The organism is Pseudomonas sp. 2822-15 (assembly GCF_002742515.1).
In the GTDB taxonomy this organism is placed as follows: Bacteria; Pseudomonadota; Gammaproteobacteria; order Pseudomonadales; family Pseudomonadaceae; genus Aquipseudomonas; species Aquipseudomonas salomonii.
The window spans coordinates 69533-85073 of the sequence record NZ_LJRY01000209.1 but is presented as its reverse complement, the minus strand read 5'-3'; the positions used below and the strand labels follow the sequence as shown (position 1 = coordinate 85073).

Annotated in this window: 19 protein-coding genes and 1 pseudogene; 9 read left to right on the top strand and 11 right to left on the bottom strand. The window is 58.4% G+C overall.

Going from position 1 to position 15541, the window contains the following annotated elements; all coding sequences use genetic code 11:
- Entirely contained in the window at window positions 1-774 is a 774-nt protein-coding gene (locus AOA59_RS22625) for a molecular chaperone (RefSeq protein WP_099489132.1), read from the bottom strand.
- Window positions 775-833: 59 nt separating this feature from the next.
- Window positions 834-1394 carry a fimbrial protein gene (locus AOA59_RS22620; RefSeq protein ID WP_099489131.1) on the bottom strand — a complete coding sequence of 187 codons (561 nt, stop codon included), beginning with the start codon at window positions 1392-1394 and terminating at the stop codon, window positions 834-836.
- A gap of 297 nt (window positions 1395-1691) precedes the next feature.
- On the opposite strand from AOA59_RS22620, the gene AOA59_RS22615 reads away from it, so the two are divergent.
- Together AOA59_RS22615 and AOA59_RS22610 are read left to right on the top strand one after the other, a co-directional pair.
- Window positions 1692-3233 (top strand): EAL domain-containing protein, encoded by a 1542-nt coding sequence (locus AOA59_RS22615; protein WP_099489130.1) that lies wholly within the window; start codon window positions 1692-1694, stop codon window positions 3231-3233.
- A gap of 199 nt (window positions 3234-3432) precedes the next feature.
- Window positions 3433-3795, top strand: a complete 363-nt coding sequence (locus AOA59_RS22610) for a histone-like nucleoid-structuring protein, MvaT/MvaU family (protein WP_065929983.1) — start codon at window positions 3433-3435, stop codon at window positions 3793-3795.
- Between the two features lie 105 nt (window positions 3796-3900).
- Here the strand turns inward: AOA59_RS22610 and AOA59_RS22605 are convergent, their stop codons facing one another.
- Window positions 3901-4437: a DUF4946 domain-containing protein gene (locus tag AOA59_RS22605; protein WP_099489424.1), complete on the bottom strand. Its 537-nt coding sequence runs from the start codon at window positions 4435-4437 to the stop codon at window positions 3901-3903.
- 194 nt (window positions 4438-4631) lie between these two features.
- Between AOA59_RS22605 and gloA the strand changes: the two genes are divergently transcribed.
- A complete protein-coding gene (gene gloA, locus AOA59_RS22600; protein ID WP_099489129.1) occupies window positions 4632-5153 on the top strand; it encodes a lactoylglutathione lyase in 522 nt (173 codons plus the stop codon).
- 106 nt (window positions 5154-5259) lie between these two features.
- Here gloA and ahpF read toward each other — a convergent pair whose 3' ends face one another.
- The 3 genes from ahpF to AOA59_RS22585 all read right to left on the bottom strand — a co-directional run bounded on the left by ahpF (window position 5260) and on the right by AOA59_RS22585 (window position 8582).
- Window positions 5260-6825: an alkyl hydroperoxide reductase subunit F gene (gene ahpF / locus AOA59_RS22595; protein ID WP_058420342.1), complete on the bottom strand. Its 1566-nt coding sequence runs from the start codon at window positions 6823-6825 to the stop codon at window positions 5260-5262.
- A 127-nt stretch (window positions 6826-6952) separates the two neighbouring features.
- Window positions 6953-7516, bottom strand: a complete 564-nt coding sequence (gene ahpC, locus AOA59_RS22590) for an alkyl hydroperoxide reductase subunit C (protein ID WP_003173835.1) — start codon at window positions 7514-7516, stop codon at window positions 6953-6955.
- 133 nt (window positions 7517-7649) lie between these two features.
- Window positions 7650-8582, bottom strand: coding sequence for a site-specific integrase (locus AOA59_RS22585; RefSeq protein ID WP_099489128.1), 933 nt, complete (start codon window positions 8580-8582; stop codon window positions 7650-7652).
- A gap of 170 nt (window positions 8583-8752) precedes the next feature.
- On the opposite strand from AOA59_RS22585, the gene AOA59_RS22580 reads away from it, so the two are divergent.
- Entirely contained in the window at window positions 8753-9760 is a 1008-nt protein-coding gene (locus tag AOA59_RS22580; protein ID WP_099489127.1) for a DNA-binding protein, read from the top strand.
- Here the strand turns inward: AOA59_RS22580 and gorA are convergent, their stop codons facing one another.
- Together gorA and galU are read right to left on the bottom strand one after the other, a co-directional pair.
- Window positions 9761-11119: a glutathione-disulfide reductase gene (gene gorA / locus AOA59_RS22575; protein WP_065929979.1), complete on the bottom strand. Its 1359-nt coding sequence runs from the start codon at window positions 11117-11119 to the stop codon at window positions 9761-9763.
- Window positions 11120-11215: 96 nt separating this feature from the next.
- On the bottom strand, window positions 11216-12055 hold the full coding sequence (gene galU, locus AOA59_RS22570) for a UTP--glucose-1-phosphate uridylyltransferase GalU (protein ID WP_003212579.1): 840 nt from the start codon (window positions 12053-12055) through the stop codon (window positions 11216-11218).
- Between the two features lie 308 nt (window positions 12056-12363).
- Between galU and AOA59_RS22565 the strand changes: the two genes are divergently transcribed.
- Window positions 12364-12552, top strand: a complete 189-nt coding sequence (locus tag AOA59_RS22565; protein ID WP_017135493.1) for a hypothetical protein — start codon at window positions 12364-12366, stop codon at window positions 12550-12552.
- Between the two features lie 144 nt (window positions 12553-12696).
- Window positions 12697-12981: a hypothetical protein gene (locus tag AOA59_RS22560; RefSeq protein ID WP_017135492.1), complete on the top strand. Its 285-nt coding sequence runs from the start codon at window positions 12697-12699 to the stop codon at window positions 12979-12981.
- 9 nt (window positions 12982-12990) lie between these two features.
- On the opposite strand, the gene AOA59_RS22555 is transcribed toward AOA59_RS22560, so the two are convergent.
- The 3 genes and pseudogenes from AOA59_RS22555 to AOA59_RS22545 form a co-directional block, all read right to left on the bottom strand.
- Entirely contained in the window at window positions 12991-13221 is a 231-nt protein-coding gene (locus tag AOA59_RS22555; RefSeq protein WP_065929978.1) for a hypothetical protein, read from the bottom strand.
- Between the two features lie 89 nt (window positions 13222-13310).
- Window positions 13311-13529: pseudogene (locus AOA59_RS32700) on the bottom strand (c-type cytochrome); the annotation flags it as partial.
- Window positions 13530-13820: 291 nt separating this feature from the next.
- Complete coding sequence (locus AOA59_RS22545) at window positions 13821-14171, bottom strand: hypothetical protein (protein ID WP_065929976.1); 351 nt, start codon at window positions 14169-14171, stop codon at window positions 13821-13823.
- Between the two features lie 213 nt (window positions 14172-14384).
- Here AOA59_RS22545 and AOA59_RS22540 point away from each other — a divergent pair, with 213 nt between their 5' ends.
- The 3 genes from AOA59_RS22540 to alkB are packed head-to-tail and all read left to right on the top strand — an operon-like array spanning window position 14385 to window position 15541.
- On the top strand, window positions 14385-14687 hold the full coding sequence (locus AOA59_RS22540; RefSeq protein WP_003173824.1) for a DUF1883 domain-containing protein: 303 nt from the start codon (window positions 14385-14387) through the stop codon (window positions 14685-14687).
- Window positions 14688-14713: 26 nt separating this feature from the next.
- Window positions 14714-14872 (top strand): hypothetical protein, encoded by a 159-nt coding sequence (locus AOA59_RS32440; protein ID WP_017135489.1) that lies wholly within the window; start codon window positions 14714-14716, stop codon window positions 14870-14872.
- Between the two features lie 3 nt (window positions 14873-14875).
- Window positions 14876-15541, top strand: a complete 666-nt coding sequence (alkB, locus tag AOA59_RS22530) for a DNA oxidative demethylase AlkB (protein ID WP_099489125.1) — start codon at window positions 14876-14878, stop codon at window positions 15539-15541.

Below are 15541 nucleotides of genomic sequence, written 5' to 3'. Positions count from 1 at the left end.
TCAGAACTTCAGAGGAGCACGCTGCGGCGCGGAAAACGTGCCGTAGTCATTGATGAATTTGAAATGCACTTGCGCATCGGCGGGGATGGTCTGCACGGCCTTGTGCACCCTCAGGGTCAGGTTGCCGCCAGGCGGCACCATGCCCTCTTGCGCCTGCAGCAGCGGCGCGTCTTTTTGCGGGCCCATGGCCAACGCCACCTCGTTGAATGTCACGTGATAGGCCGATGGGTTGTGTACCTCCAGCAGCGCCCCCTGGGCACTGCGGCGCAAGGTCCAGCGTAATTGCGTGGGCGCTTCGTTCGGGCTGCCGGGCAGATCGGCCGGGCGAAAAAACACTTTGGTACGGATACGAAAGGCGAACTGCAGGTGGTTGGCCGGGGCATCATCGGCCTCGGTGTTGACCTTGGGCGGGATCTCCAGTGCATTGAGCCAAAACAACGATTCCCGATCCGCCGGCAGTGGCTCTTGGGTGTAGACCAGGCGCACGGCCTGGCTTTTCTGCGGGTTCAGGCGAAACACCGGCGGCGAAAGGCTGAAAGGCACCTCGCTGTTAGAGGGATCTGACGCCGGGTCTCCCTGGTCCAGCCACACCTGTACCAGACGCGGAGCGCGTTCGTCGTCGTTGGTCAGGCGCAAGGTGATTTCGCGGCGCTGTTGCGGGTAAATGTGCCGCGTACCGTCGATCACTACGCCGGCATGGGCAATGGATGGCCATCCGCTGCACACCGAAATGGCGAGCAGCAAGGCAATTGCGAACAGGAGTCGAGCAAACATGGGGCGGTCCTCCAAGGCGCTATCCGGAGCCTGGCGAACCGCCAGGCTCCGGGCCCTGATCAGGGGAACGTGACGGAGTACAGCACCTGCGTGCTTACCGGGCCTGGGGTTGCGGCGCCGGTGGCGAAGTACTGGGCCGCAAACGGCAGCGACGCTTCACCTTTTTCGGGGACTTTTGCGCTGCTCGAATTGAGCGCCAAGCGCAGGTCCATTGGCTTTTGGGTTGTGCCGTCGACAATCTGCACCTCGACGAGGCTGGCAGGCGCGGGTTTGGCCGGCGCTTGATTCTTCAAGTTGCCGGTAGCCGGGTTGATCGCCGGGCTGCTGCTCTCAAACAGCACGGCCACCGTTGTGTCCTTGGGGCACGCCCCCACACGCACGACAAACGGGGTGGTGCCGGCTGTCTGGCCTTTTGCCGCCAGCGCGCTGGCCTGAACCTTGTTGAGTACAACGGCAAAGTTCGGGCTGGCACCAGGCGCCGAGCCTGCCCCGCCACTGATACTGCAGGTGGTGCCGGTGATTTCACCGGTCAAGCTGATGGTACCGTCTGCGGCAAAAGCAGGCAGCGTGGCGACGCCGGTAGCAGCCAGGAAGGCCGCGGCCAGTCGGAGGTTATTCATTGCAGGTAGTTCCTTATCAAGTCGCGTTAACGGGTTACGAAACGAATTTCAACAATTGAAAGACGAGGGTCGACCGTCCCGCCAGAAGTGGGCTGAAACGGCTGAGAGAGAGGCTGGAAGGGGCGGTGCTTCGAAGTCTCTTACTTTTTGCAACGATGTTTATCTTGCCAAGCAGAGACAATCGCAACAACTGACCGAACGGCTAGGTCAAGGCGTGCCAAACAAGTGAGCGACACTGCGCAATGCCAACTATCATCGGCACACACCCGTCTTTTTATTCCGTTATTGGCTGCCTCTATGCCCCTCACTGCCAAAGGCCCCCGAAGCCGAACCGCACGCGCGCTCATCAGCAGTGCCTGCGGCCTGATTCCCGTTTTATTGGGGGTTGTGATTCTTCATTGGCAAGCCGAGCGCACCCTTGAGCAAAGCACCGCCCAAACCGCGCTGGAGGCTGTGCGCCAGTTCGATTTAATGCTCGACAACACCGCCCTCGCCGCCCAGACATTACTGCCGCTGGCCGGCCAGCCGTGCGACAACGGCGCGCAACTGGCACTGCGCGAGCAGGTGACGCGGCGCCCTTTTGTGCGGGCAACCACCTTGTCCTGGCAAAAAAACATCTATTGCAGCTCGTTGTTCGGCGACAGCTACCAGTCACCGGTCAACCCGGACGACTACGTAGCGGGCACGCTGTGGTTGATGAACGGCAACCCGGTAACGCCCGATACTGCGTTATTGGTTTACCGCCGGGTCGATGGCGATAAAGCCGCGTTTGCCTCGGTTGACGGCTACCACCTGACCAACGCCTTGCGCCTGATCAGCCGCTACGCGCACCTGATCCTGCAAGTGGGGCCCAACTGGCTGGACGCTGACGGCAAGGTGCACACCACTGCGATGCCGCAGTTTGCGGTGGCCCATCAGCACCTGGCCTCTGAGCGTTACCCGTACAGTGTCGATGCCGGCATGCCCGTCGGTGAGGTGTGGCGGTACATGGAGGCGCGTTACCCGGCGCTGTTCAGTCTGTTGGTGTTCTTTGGGGTACTGGCGGGCGCGCTGGCCCACTGGCTGCAAAAGCGCTCGTCCGCGCCGACCCATGAGTTGCAGCGGGCACTGGGGGCCAATGAATTCATTCCGTATTTCCAGCCAGTGGTGCGTGGCGACACCCGCGAATGGGCCGGTTGTGAAGTGTTGATGCGCTGGCGGCACCCGAAGGAAGGCCTGGTTCGTCCTGACCTGTTTATCCCGCTGGCCGAACATTCGGGCCTGATCGTGCCGATGACCCGCTCGTTGCTACGCCAGACCGCCGCACAACTGGCCCCGCATGCCGGACGCTTCAGCCCAGGCTTCCACATCGGCGTGAACATCACCGCCAGTCACTGCCAGGACCTGGACCTGGTGCAGGACTGTCGGGAATTTCTCGCTGCGTTCGCCCCCGGCCAGGTGACGCTGGTACTGGAGTTGACCGAACGTGAGCTGATTCAGCCGACCGACACCACCGCCCGGCTGTTCGACGCCCTGCATCAACTGGGGGTGATGATCGCGATTGATGACTTCGGCACCGGCCATTCCAGCCTGGGTTACTTGCGCAACTTCAATGTCGACTACTTGAAAATCGATCAAAGCTTTGTCGCCATGATCGGCGCCGATGCACTCTCACGGCATATTCTGGACAGCATCATAGAACTCAGCGGCAAGCTGGACCTGGGTATTGTGGCCGAGGGCGTGGAAACAGCAGAGCAATGCGAATACCTCGCGGCCCAAGGTGTGGACTTCCTGCAGGGCTACCTGTTCGGTCAGCCGTTACCCTGTGAAGCGTTCATTAAGTCGCTGACCAGCCATTGAATAGCCATCTAGTGCGCCGGATGAAATAATCTTATTCAGGGAACGCCGTGATTTACTCGTGCGGCATTAACTACTACAATTTTTCCTGCCTGTGCTGAACTCGCAGAAAGGCCTCTTTCTTTGAGTTACCTTAAAGCTCTCGGCTTACACGCTTTATCTGCAGTTGATATCAGCCAACTACACTATTGGAGTACAGATTTTGTCCAGACTTGCCGAATTTCGCGCAGCAGAAAAAGCCCTTCAAGAGCAGCTGGCTCAGCTGGAATCCTTGAAGAACGACGCCGGCCTGAAAAAAGAAATCGAATTCGAAGAAAAGCTGCAAGGCTTGATGAAGCACTACGGCAAAGGCCTGCGCGACATCATCTCGATCCTTGATCCCAACCCTGGCAAAGCCAGCGCTGCCGCCGCCGCACCAAAACAGCGCCGCGCACGTGTAGTCAAGGTTTACCACAACCCGCACACCGGCGAACTGATCGAAACCAAAGGCGGCAACCACCGCGGCCTGAAAGCCTGGAAAGAACAGTATGGCGCTGCCACTGTAGATTCCTGGTTGCGCGGCTGATCGAAAGACGCGTACAAAAAACCCCGCGGATGCGGGGTTTTTTTTGCTTCGAAAACGAACTTGATTAACCGATCACTTTGTTCAGAAACGAGCGTAATAACCCGTTCAAAGTTTAAGGCTATCTCGCACCGAATTGACTTCGTCCTTACTGGCTTCATAGGCTTCGGCCTGGCCGGCAAAGGAAAAGACATAGGCTTTATCGGTATCAACTGCGCCGACCAATGTTTGTGACAATATGTGCCGGCCGTTCTCGGTAATCACGCAAGTAGTTTCCAGCGCGTCAAGACGGCTCAATGTGCTGGTGTGCATCTTTGTGCACACGCTTTGATAACCGCTGTCGGCAAAATCCTTCTGGATGGATTTGCGCATGTCCAGCAGTACGCCTTGAAGATTAACTTTATGGCCCGCCTCAATCGGTGTGCCGGTCAACTCCATGACCATCAGGGTGTTACCGTTTTCATCATTCTTGATGGCGCGCTGACGGGACACCGCCTGAGGTTTTACCGGCGCGTCGTCGTCGGGCACGACTTCCTCGACTTGCCAGCCACTGGGCCAATGAATTTCCGGATCGGCCGCCAACACAAAGGGGCTGCTCAACAACATACAGACAGCACTCAACAGCGGTTTACGAAATTCAATCATCAAGACAAACACCCAAGGTTCAAGCGTCGAAGTTTGAGCCTGGCACCCTTGACTCGCAAGGCCTGAGTGACTTTTTTCATTTGGCTCGCCCGGCCACGCTTGCGTATCATGACGGTGCGGCACGGATGCCGGCCGCAAGCCAAGGGACCACTCAAGTCACGAGTCGCGTTTGCCCCATTTTTTCTGGAGGGCCCATGAGCCTGCACGATCTGAACACTTTCCCGGGCGTCACTGCCCAACCTGACACCGCCACTTCGAACTTCGTGTTCAACCACACCATGCTGCGGGTCAAGGACATCACCAGGTCGCTGGACTTCTACACCCGCGTCCTGGGCTTTTCCCTGGTTGAAAAACGCGACTTCCCTGAAGCCGAATTCAGCCTGTATTTCCTCGCTCTGGTGGACAAGGCCCAGATCCCGGCCGACGCCGCTGCGCGCACGCAGTGGATGAAGTCGATCCCAGGCATCCTGGAACTGACCCACAACCACGGCACCGAACACGACGCCGACTTCGCTTACCACAACGGCAATACCGACCCGCGCGGCTTTGGCCATATCTGCATCTCGGTGCCGGATATCGTCGCGGCGTGCGAGCGTTTTGAAGCGCTGGGCTGCGATTTCCAGAAGCGCCTGAGTGATGGCCGCATGAAAAGCCTGGCGTTCATCAAAGACCCGGATGCTTACTGGGTTGAGATTATTCAGCCGGCACCGCTGTAAGCGTTCTGCGTGACGCGGAGCGTCACCGGATGCATTCCCACGTAGAACGTGGGAACGAGAAAACCCCATGATCACTCATGGGGTTTTTTATTTGCGGTATATGAATTTATGCCGGTGCCGACGTGCGGATCAGGTGATCAAAAGCACTCAGCGAAGCCTTCGCGCCCTCGCCCACCGCAATCACAATCTGCTTGTACGGCACGGTCGTCACGTCACCGGCAGCAAACACGCCTGGCAGTGAAGTTTCGCCACGCGCATCGACGATGATCTCGCCGCGCGGGGTCAATTCCACCGTGCCTTTGAGCCAGTCGGTGTTGGGCAGCAAGCCGATCTGGACAAAAATGCCTTCCAGTTCGATGGTCTTGAACTCGCCGCTGTCACGATCCTTGTACGCCAGGCCGGTGACTTTCTGGCCATCGCCTTTGACTTCACTGGTGAGCGCACTGGTGATCACGTCCACGTTCGGCAGGCTGTGGAGCTTGCGCTGCAACACCGCATCGGCGCGCAATTTGCTGTCGAACTCGAGCAAGGTCACGTGGCTGACGATACCGGCCAGGTCAATGGCCGCTTCAACGCCGGAGTTACCACCGCCGATCACTGCCACACGCTTGCCCTTGAACAACGGGCCGTCGCAATGCGGGCAGAAGCACACGCCGCGGGCCTTGTATTCCTGCTCGCCCGGCACACCCATTTCGCGCCAGCGGGCGCCGGTGGCCAGAATCACGGTTTTGGACTTGAGGGTCGCACCGCTTTCAAAGCGAATTTCGTGCAAGTCACCGGCGTTTTTGGCCGGCACCAGGCTGCTGGCACGTTGCAGGTTCATGATGTCCACGTCGTACTGACGCACATGGGCTTCCAACGCGCTGGCCAGTTTCGGCCCTTCGGTCTCCTGCACGGAGATGAAGTTTTCGATGGACATGGTGTCCAGCACCTGGCCGCCGAAGCGCTCAGCTGCCACGCCGGTGCGGATGCCTTTACGTGCAGCGTAGATCGCAGCAGCGGAACCGGCCGGGCCACCACCCACAACAAGTACATCAAAGGCGTCTTTGGCGCTGATTTTCTCGGCAGCCTTTTCGATACCGCTGGTGTCGAGCTTGGCGAGGATTTCTTCCAGGCCCATACGGCCCTGGCCGAAGTTCACGCCATTGAGGTACACGCTGGGCACCGCCATGACCTGGCGCTCATCGACTTCAGCCTGGAACAGCGCGCCGTCGATGGCGACGTGGCGGATGTTCGGGTTAAGCACGGCCATCAGGTTCAGCGCCTGAACCACGTCAGGGCAGTTCTGGCACGACAGCGAGAAGTAGGTCTCGAAGCTGAACTCGCCTTTCAAGGCACGAATCTGTTCAATCACTTCGACACTGGCCTTCGACGGGTGGCCACCGACTTGCAACAGGGCCAGCACCAGCGAAGTGAATTCATGGCCCATGGGGATGCCGGCAAAACGCAGGCTGATATCGGCACCCGGGCGGTTGATGGAGAACGACGGCTTGCGCGCATCATTGCCATCGGTGTTGAGGGTAATCAGCGTGGTGAGGCTGGTTACGTCCTGCAAAAGGGCAAGCATTTCCTGGGATTTCGCACCGTCGTCGAGGGAGGCGATGATCTCGATCGGCTGGGTGACCCGTTCCAGGTATGACTTCAACTGAGCTTTAAGATTGGCATCCAACATACGGGCGATTTCCTGTTAATTCGGTTTATTGCAGACAAAAAAACGCCCGAGCGAATCTCGCCCGGGCGTTTTGAGGGCGGTGCAGCTTACTTAAGGTGCGGCAATCCGCCCTTGATGTTTCACAGACTTAGATCTTGCCGACCAGGTCCAGGGACGGAGCCAGAGTAGCCTCGCCTTCTTTCCACTTGGCTGGGCAAACTTCGCCTGGGTGAGCAGCGACGTATTGAGCGGCTTTGATTTTGCGCAGCAGCTCGGAAGCGTCACGGCCAACACCGCCGTCGTTCAGTTCAACGATTTTGATCTGACCTTCCGGGTTGATCACGAAAGTACCGCGGTCTGCCAGGCCGGCTTCTTCGATCAGTACGTCGAAGTTGCGCGAGATGGTCAGGGTTGGGTCGCCGATCATGGTGTACTGGATTTTGCCGATGGCTGGCGAAGTGTTGTGCCAGGCAGCGTGGGCAAAGTGGGTGTCGGTGGAAACGCTGTAGATCTCGACGCCCAGTTTCTGGAATTCGGCGTAGTTGTCAGCCAGGTCTTCCAGTTCGGTTGGGCAAACGAAGGTGAAGTCGGCTGGGTAGAAGAAAACTACCGACCATTTGCCTTTCAGGTCAGCGTCAGTCACATCTACGAAGTTGCCGTTTTTGTAGGCGGTCGCTTTGAACGGTTTTACTTGGCTGTTGATGATAGGCATCGGTGACTCTCCGTCAGTGGTTGAAAAGTTGATGAGATGAATCCTACTCACTCTTTCCATCGATGGCTCATTGGCAAACCTGATGCTGACGATTGGTTTTCTCTATCAGGTCTGCGTATTAATAGAAGAAATCTCAAAGCAGCGGTTGGGTCGCCAAGGTCATGCCCAAAAAGGGTGTCGCTTCAACATAGCGCATGGCGGATTTCATGTCGCTCCAGCCGACGTAACTCATCAGCGACTTCAAATCCCAGCCGCTGCGGTGGGCCCAGGTGGCAAAGCCACGGCGCAGTGAGTGGCTGGTGTATTGATCGGCAGGGATGCCCGCGCGCTCCAGGGCCTGGCGCAGCAACGGGATCACGCTGTTGGGGTGAAGCCCCTCCCCGCCCAGGTTGCCCCAGCGGTCTACCCCACGGAACACCGGGCCGCGCACCAGGGCCGAAACGCTCAGCCATTCGCTGTAGGCCTGCACGGGGCACAGGCGCAGCAGTGCCGGGGTCTGGTAGGTCTTGCCGAGGTTGTCGCGGTCACTTTTGCTGCGCGGCAGGTACAGGCTGATGCCGGCGCCGGGCACCGCTTGCACGTGTTCGATGTTCAGGCGGCACAACTCGTCGCTGCGAAAGCCGCGCCAGAAGCCCAGCAGGATCAGCGCGGTGTCGCGCTTGGCGCGCAGCAATCGCGGCTGATCCTGCGCCTCAAGCGCTTGCCTGGCCTCAACCTCCAGTGCTGCCACTACCTGCTCAAGGTGCTTGAGCTGCAAAGGCTCGGCCTGTTTTTCCTGCGCCGGGTGCACCGCCCGAATGCCCTTGAGCACCTTGCGCACCACCGGAGCCTTAGTCGGGTCCGGGAAACCCTGGCTGGTGTGCCACTGCGCCAGCGCCGAGAGCCGCAACTTCAAGGTGTTGACCGCAAGCACCCCGGCATGGGCCACCAGGTAGCGCGCCACGCTGTCGCTGGTGGCCGGCAGGAACCCGCCCCAGCTCACTTCAAAATGCTCGATCGCCGCGCGATAGCTGCGCCGCGTGTTGTCGCGGGTGGCGGCGTTGAGGTAACGGTCCAGGTCGCTCATAAAAGGCCTATTCGTACTGCTGGCGGGTGTATTAACAGTTAAAACCGCTATAACACGGGATAATACGCCAATATCCCATCTGTTAATTCATTAATTTTAACGGTATTTTATCCGTGATATAGTATGTATTTACATACCACGTACCACAGTACTAAATCGACGGAGACCCCATGGCACGCGGCGGCATAAACAAAGCAGTGGTTCAAACGGCACGCCTGGCGATCCTGGCCCGTGGCGAAAACCCCAGCATCGATGCGGTACGCATCGAGATGGGCAATACCGGCTCAAAAACCACGATTCACCGGTACTTAAAGGAACTCGATGACAGCGAAACCCGGCTGACGATCACCCAGGCGCCCATCGACGACGAGCTGGGCGAGTTGGTAGCGCGGCTGGCCCAGCGCCTTAAAGACAAGGCCCAGGAGCCGATTGACTTGGCGCTGGCGCAATTCGAACGGCAAAAAGCCGCCCTGCTCGCTCAGGTGCAAGCGCTTGAAGAAGCCCACGGCCAGCTCAAGCAGCAATTTGATATCCAGGCCGCCGCACTCGCCGAAGAAAGCGCCGCCTTGCAGACCGCCAGCACCAGCCTGCAAACCGAACAAACCCGCAATGCGGGGCTCAGCCAGGCGTGCAGCGATTACGAGTTGCGCATCAATGACAAGGACGAGCAGATTCGCTCACTGGAAGACAAGCACCTGCACGCCCGCGACGCGCTTGAGCACTACCGCAATGCGGTCAAGGAGCAACGCGAGCAGGAACAACGGCGCCATGAAGGCCAGTTGCAGCAGGTGCAGGCCGAGCTGCGCCAGGCGCAACAAAGCGCCATGGTGCGTCAGGACGAGATCACCCAGCTGCATCGCGATAATGAGCGACTGTTGATCGAGCACCGCGTGACCAGCAAGGAATTGACCGCCTTGCAGGAGCAATCACGCAAGGACCAGGCGCAACAGCAAACACTCAGCGAACAGCTTGGCCGGATAGACAGCGAACGCACCCTGCTTCAGGAGCGTTTGCGGGTTGCGATAGAGGACAGTCAAGCGCGCCAGGCGGCGCTGAGCGAGCAACAGCAGCTCAGCAAAACCCTGGAGTTGGACCTGATCAAGGCGCAGGCCAGCATCGAGGCATTGCGCCTGGCGGCCGTCGTTGCAACGCCGCCAGAGGCAACTGCCGAGGCCTGATCAGCCCGCCACAGGCGTGCGCATGGTGACGAACTCTTCCGCCGCTGTGGGGTGCACGCCGATGGTTTCATCGAAATGCTGCTTGGTCGCACCCGCCTTGAGCGCGATCGCCAGGCCCTGGACGATCTCACCCGCATCCGGCCCGACCATGTGGCAACCCAGGACTTTGTCGGTGTCGGCGTCGACCACCAGCTTCATCAAGGTTTTTTCCTGGCAATCGGTCAACGTCAGCTTCATCGGCCGGAAGCGGCTTTCGAAGATCTGCACGTTATGGCCGTTTTGCTTCGCGTCTTCTTCGCTCAGGCCCACGGTGCCGATATTCGGCAGGCTGAACACCGCGGTCGGGATCATCGCGTAATCCACCGGACGGTATTGCTCAGGCTTGAACAGCCGACGCGCAACCGCCATGCCTTCGGCCAGCGCGACGGGCGTCAATTGCACCCGCCCGATCACATCACCAATCGCCAGGATCGAGGCTTCGGCGGTCTGGTACAGGTCGTCGACTTCGACAAAGCCACGCTTATCCAATTTGACCCCGGTGTTTTCCAGCCCCAGGTTGTCGAGCATCGGGCGGCGGCCGGTGGCGTAGAACACGCAGTCGGCTTCGAGCACGCGGCCGTCTTTGAGGGTGGCCTTGAGGCTGCCGTCGGCCTGCTTGTCGATGCGCTCGATATCGGCATTGAATTGCAGGTCGAGGCCGCGCTTGGTCAGCTCTTCCTTCAGGTGCGTGCGCACCGCGCCGTCAAACCCGCGCAGGAACAGGTCGCCGCGATACAGCAAGGTTGTCTGCGCGCCCAGGCCATGGAAGATGCCCGCAAACTCGACGGCGATGTAGCCACCGCCAACGACCAGCACGCGCTTGGGCAGCTCTTTGAGGAAGAACGCCTCGTTGGACCCGATGGCATGCTCACGCCCCGGAATTTCCGGGATCTGCGGCCAGCCGCCCGTTGCGATCAGGATGTGTTTGGCCGTAAAGCGCTCGCCATTGATCTCTACCTGGTGCGGATCAACCAAACGCGCGTGCCCTTCGTGCAGGGTCACGCCGCTGTTAACCAGCAGGTTGCGGTAGATGCCATTGAGGCGGTTGATTTCGCGGTCTTTGTTGGCGATCAGGGTCGCCCAGTCAAAGTTCGCTTCACCCAGTGACCAGCCGAAACCGCTGGCCTGCTCAAAGTCTTCGGCGAAATGCGCGCCGTACACCAGCAGTTTTTTCGGCACGCAGCCAACGTTCACGCAGGTACCGCCCAGGTAACGGCTTTCAGCTACCGCCACTTTGGCGCCAAAGCCTGCGGCAAAGCGCGCCGCGCGAACACCGCCGGAACCGGCGCCAATTACATACAGATCAAAATCGTAGGCCATTTCACTCTCCTCGGCAGCTCATCAGCATACCGACTTACATGGGGCTGAAAAACGAAAAAGCCACCCGAAGGTGGCTTTTGGGCGAGCTACTGTGAATCAGTAAGCCTTACCGGTCTTGTAGAAGTGCTCGTAGCAGAAGTTGGTGGCCTCAATGTAGCCTTCAGCGCCACCGCAGTCGAAGCGACGGCCTTTGAATTTGTAGGCAATCACGCAGCCATCTTTGGCTTGCTTCAACAGGGCGTCGGTGATTTGAATCTCGCCGCCTTTGCCTGGCTCGGTTTCTTCGATCAGCTTGAAGATATCCGGCGTCAGGATGTAACGACCGATGATCGCCAGGTTCGAAGGTGCGTCTTCCGGCGCCGGCTTTTCAACCATGTCGCGCACACGGATCAGGCCATCACCGATGTCGTCGCCGGCGATCACGCCGTACTTGTTGGTTTCCTGAGGGTCGACCTCTTGAACCGCAACGATGGTGCAACGGTATTTCTGGTACAGCTTGACCATTTGGGTCAGTACGCCGTCGCCTTCCAGGTTGACGCACAGGTCGTCCGCCAGGACCACGGCGAACGGTTCGTCACCGATCAGCGGGCGGCCGGTGAGGATGGCGTGGCCAAGGCCTTTCATCTGGGTTTGACGGGTGTAGGAGAACGAGCACTCGTCGAGCAGTTTACGGATGCCGACCAGGTACTTTTCCTTGTCGGTGCCCTTGATCTGGTTTTCCAGCTCGTAGCTGATGTCGAAGTGGTCTTCCAGCGCGCGCTTACCACGGCCGGTAACGATGGAGATTTCGTTCAGGCCGGCATCCAGTGCCTCTTCGACGCCGTACTGAATCAGTGGCTTGTTCACCACCGGCAGCATCTCTTTGGGCATGGCTTTGGTCGCTGGCAAGAAGCGAGTGCCGTAACCGGCTGCTGGGAACAAGCATTTCTTGATCATATAAGTCCTTACAAAGGGCTGTGCGTACGGAATTCGGCGCAGTCTAATCAGGCCGCAGTCACCTTACAATGGGTCCTGCTGGCGTTGCGATGTCAACATAGAGAAAAAATGTGCGCGTAAGTTCCGCTGATCCTACGAAGAGCATTTATTCGGGAGGCGATATAACCCGTCATCGCCCCTTCGCTTACGAGCGCCTCAATGGTTTTAGCACGCTTTTCGCTGCACGGCACTGGCCTGCAACAACTTGCGCGCCTCGGGGCCAATTGGCGCTATCATTGTTCGCCTGAACCACACCACGAGATTGATAGATGTCAGAACCCAAAGGCGTAAACGGCTACCTGATCACCAAGCGAGCGGACGGCTGGCACCTGATCAACTTCCACGGCGACAGCGTCGCCGGGGTATTCGCGAGCGAAAGCATGGCCGTTGCGGTGGCTGAAGTGTTTGTGGACGAAGCCGGCCACGCATCGAGCAAGCGCCCAAAAGATAAAAAGTAAGCGTCATTGCTTGCGCACAAAGCCCCGGTCGACGGGGCTTTTTTGTGTTTGTCTGTACCTTGATGGCCGTTCGCTATAATCTTGCTGAAAACGCCCCACGACAGTGTCTGCGCCCCACCTACACCCTCAACGACGACCCAACTCATGAACAAGATTCTGGCACTGACTGCGGCCCTGGCGCTGATGACCGGCTGCACCACCACGTCCGACACCTACCTGAAAAACGGCGAGCAAGGCCTGACTATCGACTGCTCGGGCGAGGCCAATTCGTGGGCCAGTTGCTACGAAAAAGCTGACGCTTCGTGTGCAGGCACCGGCTACCGCATCGTCGGCACCGAAGGCACGCCGGCACTCAAGGAAAGCGACAAGACCCTGGGTAAGGACGTGGGCAACTTCAAAAGCCGCAGCGTCGTGGTGGTGTGCAAGTAACCCTGCGCGCTACAGATGAACTTCGGCGAACTTGATCCCCAGGCCACGCAAGGTCTCGATCAGGTCGTCCAGGCGCGGGAATGACTCAACCTCGTCCTGATCGTCAACCAGGAAGTAACTGCGACCGCCGCTCTTCTTGAAAAATACGATCCACTCGCCCAGGTCGGCGGGGTTCTGGATGACATGGGTGGCCGTTATCTGGCCTTCGGCATGTCGGGCTTTAACGTGTTCTCGTTTCATGACGGGCTTTCCAGGAAGGACAAATGCCGCGCAAACCCAGGGTTTGAGCGGCATCTTTGCATTGAATGGCGCGTTGAGTGGCCGACAGTTTAACGGATGCCCTGCCCGATCAGCACGCCCTCTACCGTCTGACCGTAAAGATTGACCCCGTCATTGGCGTGAAACTTGACCCGGATGAACGACGCAGCCGTGTTGATTCGATGCATGCCGGCGTCCCAGTTGTGGGAATCCTTGCCCCACAGCGGCCGCATCACATAGCTGTCACCGACCTTTTGCCCCTGCCCTTCGCCGCCGCGGCAAGCTACGCAGGGCATGGCGCCGGGCTGTGAGTCGCCTTCGGTAAAGACCTTTTTTCCCGCCAGCGCGTGGGCATTGCCCACTAGCAACAGCAACACACTGCCTATCAACAGTCGTTCCAGAAACATCATCACGGCTCCTTCCTTATAGTTATAGGCTTAGACTACAAACGCATAGGCCTACAAATAGTAGGGCAATGATCCTTAAGCGAGAACACTCCGATAGACGCAAAAAAAAGCCTGACGCTGCAACGGCAGGGTCAGGCTTTTCTATCGGGTTCAGTACGCGGATAAACCAGAGGCTTAGCCGGAGATGCAATCCTCCCCGGCTTTCTTGATGTCGCCTGGGCGAATCGGCACATTTGACATGCTTTCATAGAGCTTGATACTGCTGCCGCTGGAGCGCTCTTCGATCTCGAAGATTGCCGAAGGGTCGGCCGAGAATTTCTGCGGCACAATAACCTGTACACCGTCCTTATGCGGCTCAATCTGCGGCGGCCGGCGCGTCGCTTCCAGTTTTCGGACCACACACGCGGCATATTCAGGCGGTTTTTTGCCTGAAATAACCACTAAGGTTGGCGGGGTCTGCTTGATATCTGCAACCGAAGCACATCCACCTAACGCCAAGGCCAGAACCAACACACTCCACTTCATACTTAAACCTCCGATAAAGACCCTACGACAGCGTAGAGAGGAAATTTCTCCCGCATATGTAGGATTTATCTCTGAAAACTCGGGAAATAACTGTTTTAAATTGTCGAAGTCGTCGACGACGACCCGATAATAATCGCGTCAGGGCTGATAAACTCTATCTTAACCTACGTATCATTCTGATTTTTCAGAAAAAGCCCTTCTGGAGACACCCCCATGAAATTCATCCACCAGCGCGAGCACCTCAACGAGGGCGACATCGTTGTCATCGAATGCTCGCAGACCTGCAACATTCGCCTGATGAGCGATGCCAATTTCCGCAGTTTCAAGAACGGCGGCCGCCACACCTACCATGGCGGCGCGTTTGACAAATTTCCGGCGAAAATCACCGCCCCCAGCACCGGGTTCTGGAACATTACCCTGGATGTGGTCACGCGCCGCGCCATCAGCGTTACCCGCAAACCTGCGTTGTCCCACAAGATTCGCATTGTTCGCCGCACCAGCACCAAACTAAGCTGAGCCGAACCCTCGACAGGAAAACCGCTGTGACTAAATACGTTATGAAGTACAAGCTCAATGGCGAACGTCGCTTTGAATTCGCCCTGCTGCAATCGGGAAGCGTTGAAGAAGCCAAGGAAGCCCTGGCAAAAATCCACGATGCCACCGATGAAATCACCGACATCACCGTGAGCAAGGCGCTGTAAACCATGCCAGGCCCGACGGCAGATCTGTTCGCTGAGGATGCCTTGCAGCAACCGGCGGGGCGCGAGCAGATTGGCGAAGAGTCCTACGTGCTAAAGGGCTTCGCCCTGCCCTGGATTGACCGCCTGCTGCCTGAGTTGCGACGGGTGTTGGCCCAATCGCCGTTCCGGCAAATGGTCACACCCGGCGGTTTCACCATGTCGGCTGCACTGAGCAGTTGCGGCGCATTGGGTTGGACCACCGACAGCGCCGGCTACCGCTACAGCCCCATTGACCCACGCAATCAGCAGCCCTGGCCGGTTATGCCCGAGACGTTGCGTGAATTGGCCACGCTTGCCGCAGCCGAAGCTGGCTTCAGCGCATTTGCCCCGGACGCCTGCCTGATCAACCGCTATGTGCCCGGCGCCAAGATGTCCCTGCATCAAGACAAAAACGAACGTGTCTATAGCGCACCAGTCGTTTCAATCTCCCTGGGTTTGCCGGCTATATTCCTGTTTGGCGGCCACGAGCGCAGCGACAAAACCCAGAAAGTTTCACTGTTCCACGGCGACGTAGTGGTCTGGGGCGGTGTCGATCGCTTGCGTTTTCATGGGGTGATGCCAATCAAGGAAGACGTGCATGCGGTCATGGGCCCGCAGCGCATCAACCTGACCTTTCGCACCGCCGGCTAA

Coding starts and splice junctions, on each gene's coding strand:
- AOA59_RS22585 (WP_099489128.1), bottom strand. CDS start 8,582: ATGAGCGACCTGGACCGTTACCTCAACGCCGCCACCCGCGACAACACG.
- galU (WP_003212579.1), bottom strand. CDS start 12,055: ATGATCAAGAAATGCTTGTTCCCAGCAGCCGGTTACGGCACTCGCTTC.
- AOA59_RS22540 (WP_003173824.1), top strand. CDS start 14,385: ATGAAATTCATCCACCAGCGCGAGCACCTCAACGAGGGCGACATCGTT.
- AOA59_RS22565 (WP_017135493.1), top strand. CDS start 12,364: ATGTCAGAACCCAAAGGCGTAAACGGCTACCTGATCACCAAGCGAGCG.
- AOA59_RS22625 (WP_099489132.1), bottom strand. CDS start 774: ATGTTTGCTCGACTCCTGTTCGCAATTGCCTTGCTGCTCGCCATTTCG.
- AOA59_RS22545 (WP_065929976.1), bottom strand. CDS start 14,171: ATGAAGTGGAGTGTGTTGGTTCTGGCCTTGGCGTTAGGTGGATGTGCT.
- AOA59_RS22560 (WP_017135492.1), top strand. CDS start 12,697: ATGAACAAGATTCTGGCACTGACTGCGGCCCTGGCGCTGATGACCGGC.
- AOA59_RS22580 (WP_099489127.1), top strand. CDS start 8,753: ATGGCACGCGGCGGCATAAACAAAGCAGTGGTTCAAACGGCACGCCTG.
- gorA (WP_065929979.1), bottom strand. CDS start 11,119: ATGGCCTACGATTTTGATCTGTATGTAATTGGCGCCGGTTCCGGCGGT.
- ahpC (WP_003173835.1), bottom strand. CDS start 7,516: ATGCCTATCATCAACAGCCAAGTAAAACCGTTCAAAGCGACCGCCTAC.
- alkB (WP_099489125.1), top strand. CDS start 14,876: ATGCCAGGCCCGACGGCAGATCTGTTCGCTGAGGATGCCTTGCAGCAA.
- AOA59_RS22555 (WP_065929978.1), bottom strand. CDS start 13,221: ATGAAACGAGAACACGTTAAAGCCCGACATGCCGAAGGCCAGATAACG.
- gloA (WP_099489129.1), top strand. CDS start 4,632: ATGAGCCTGCACGATCTGAACACTTTCCCGGGCGTCACTGCCCAACCT.
- AOA59_RS22605 (WP_099489424.1), bottom strand. CDS start 4,437: ATGATTGAATTTCGTAAACCGCTGTTGAGTGCTGTCTGTATGTTGTTG.
- AOA59_RS22615 (WP_099489130.1), top strand. CDS start 1,692: ATGCCCCTCACTGCCAAAGGCCCCCGAAGCCGAACCGCACGCGCGCTC.
- AOA59_RS22620 (WP_099489131.1), bottom strand. CDS start 1,394: ATGAATAACCTCCGACTGGCCGCGGCCTTCCTGGCTGCTACCGGCGTC.
- ahpF (WP_058420342.1), bottom strand. CDS start 6,825: ATGTTGGATGCCAATCTTAAAGCTCAGTTGAAGTCATACCTGGAACGG.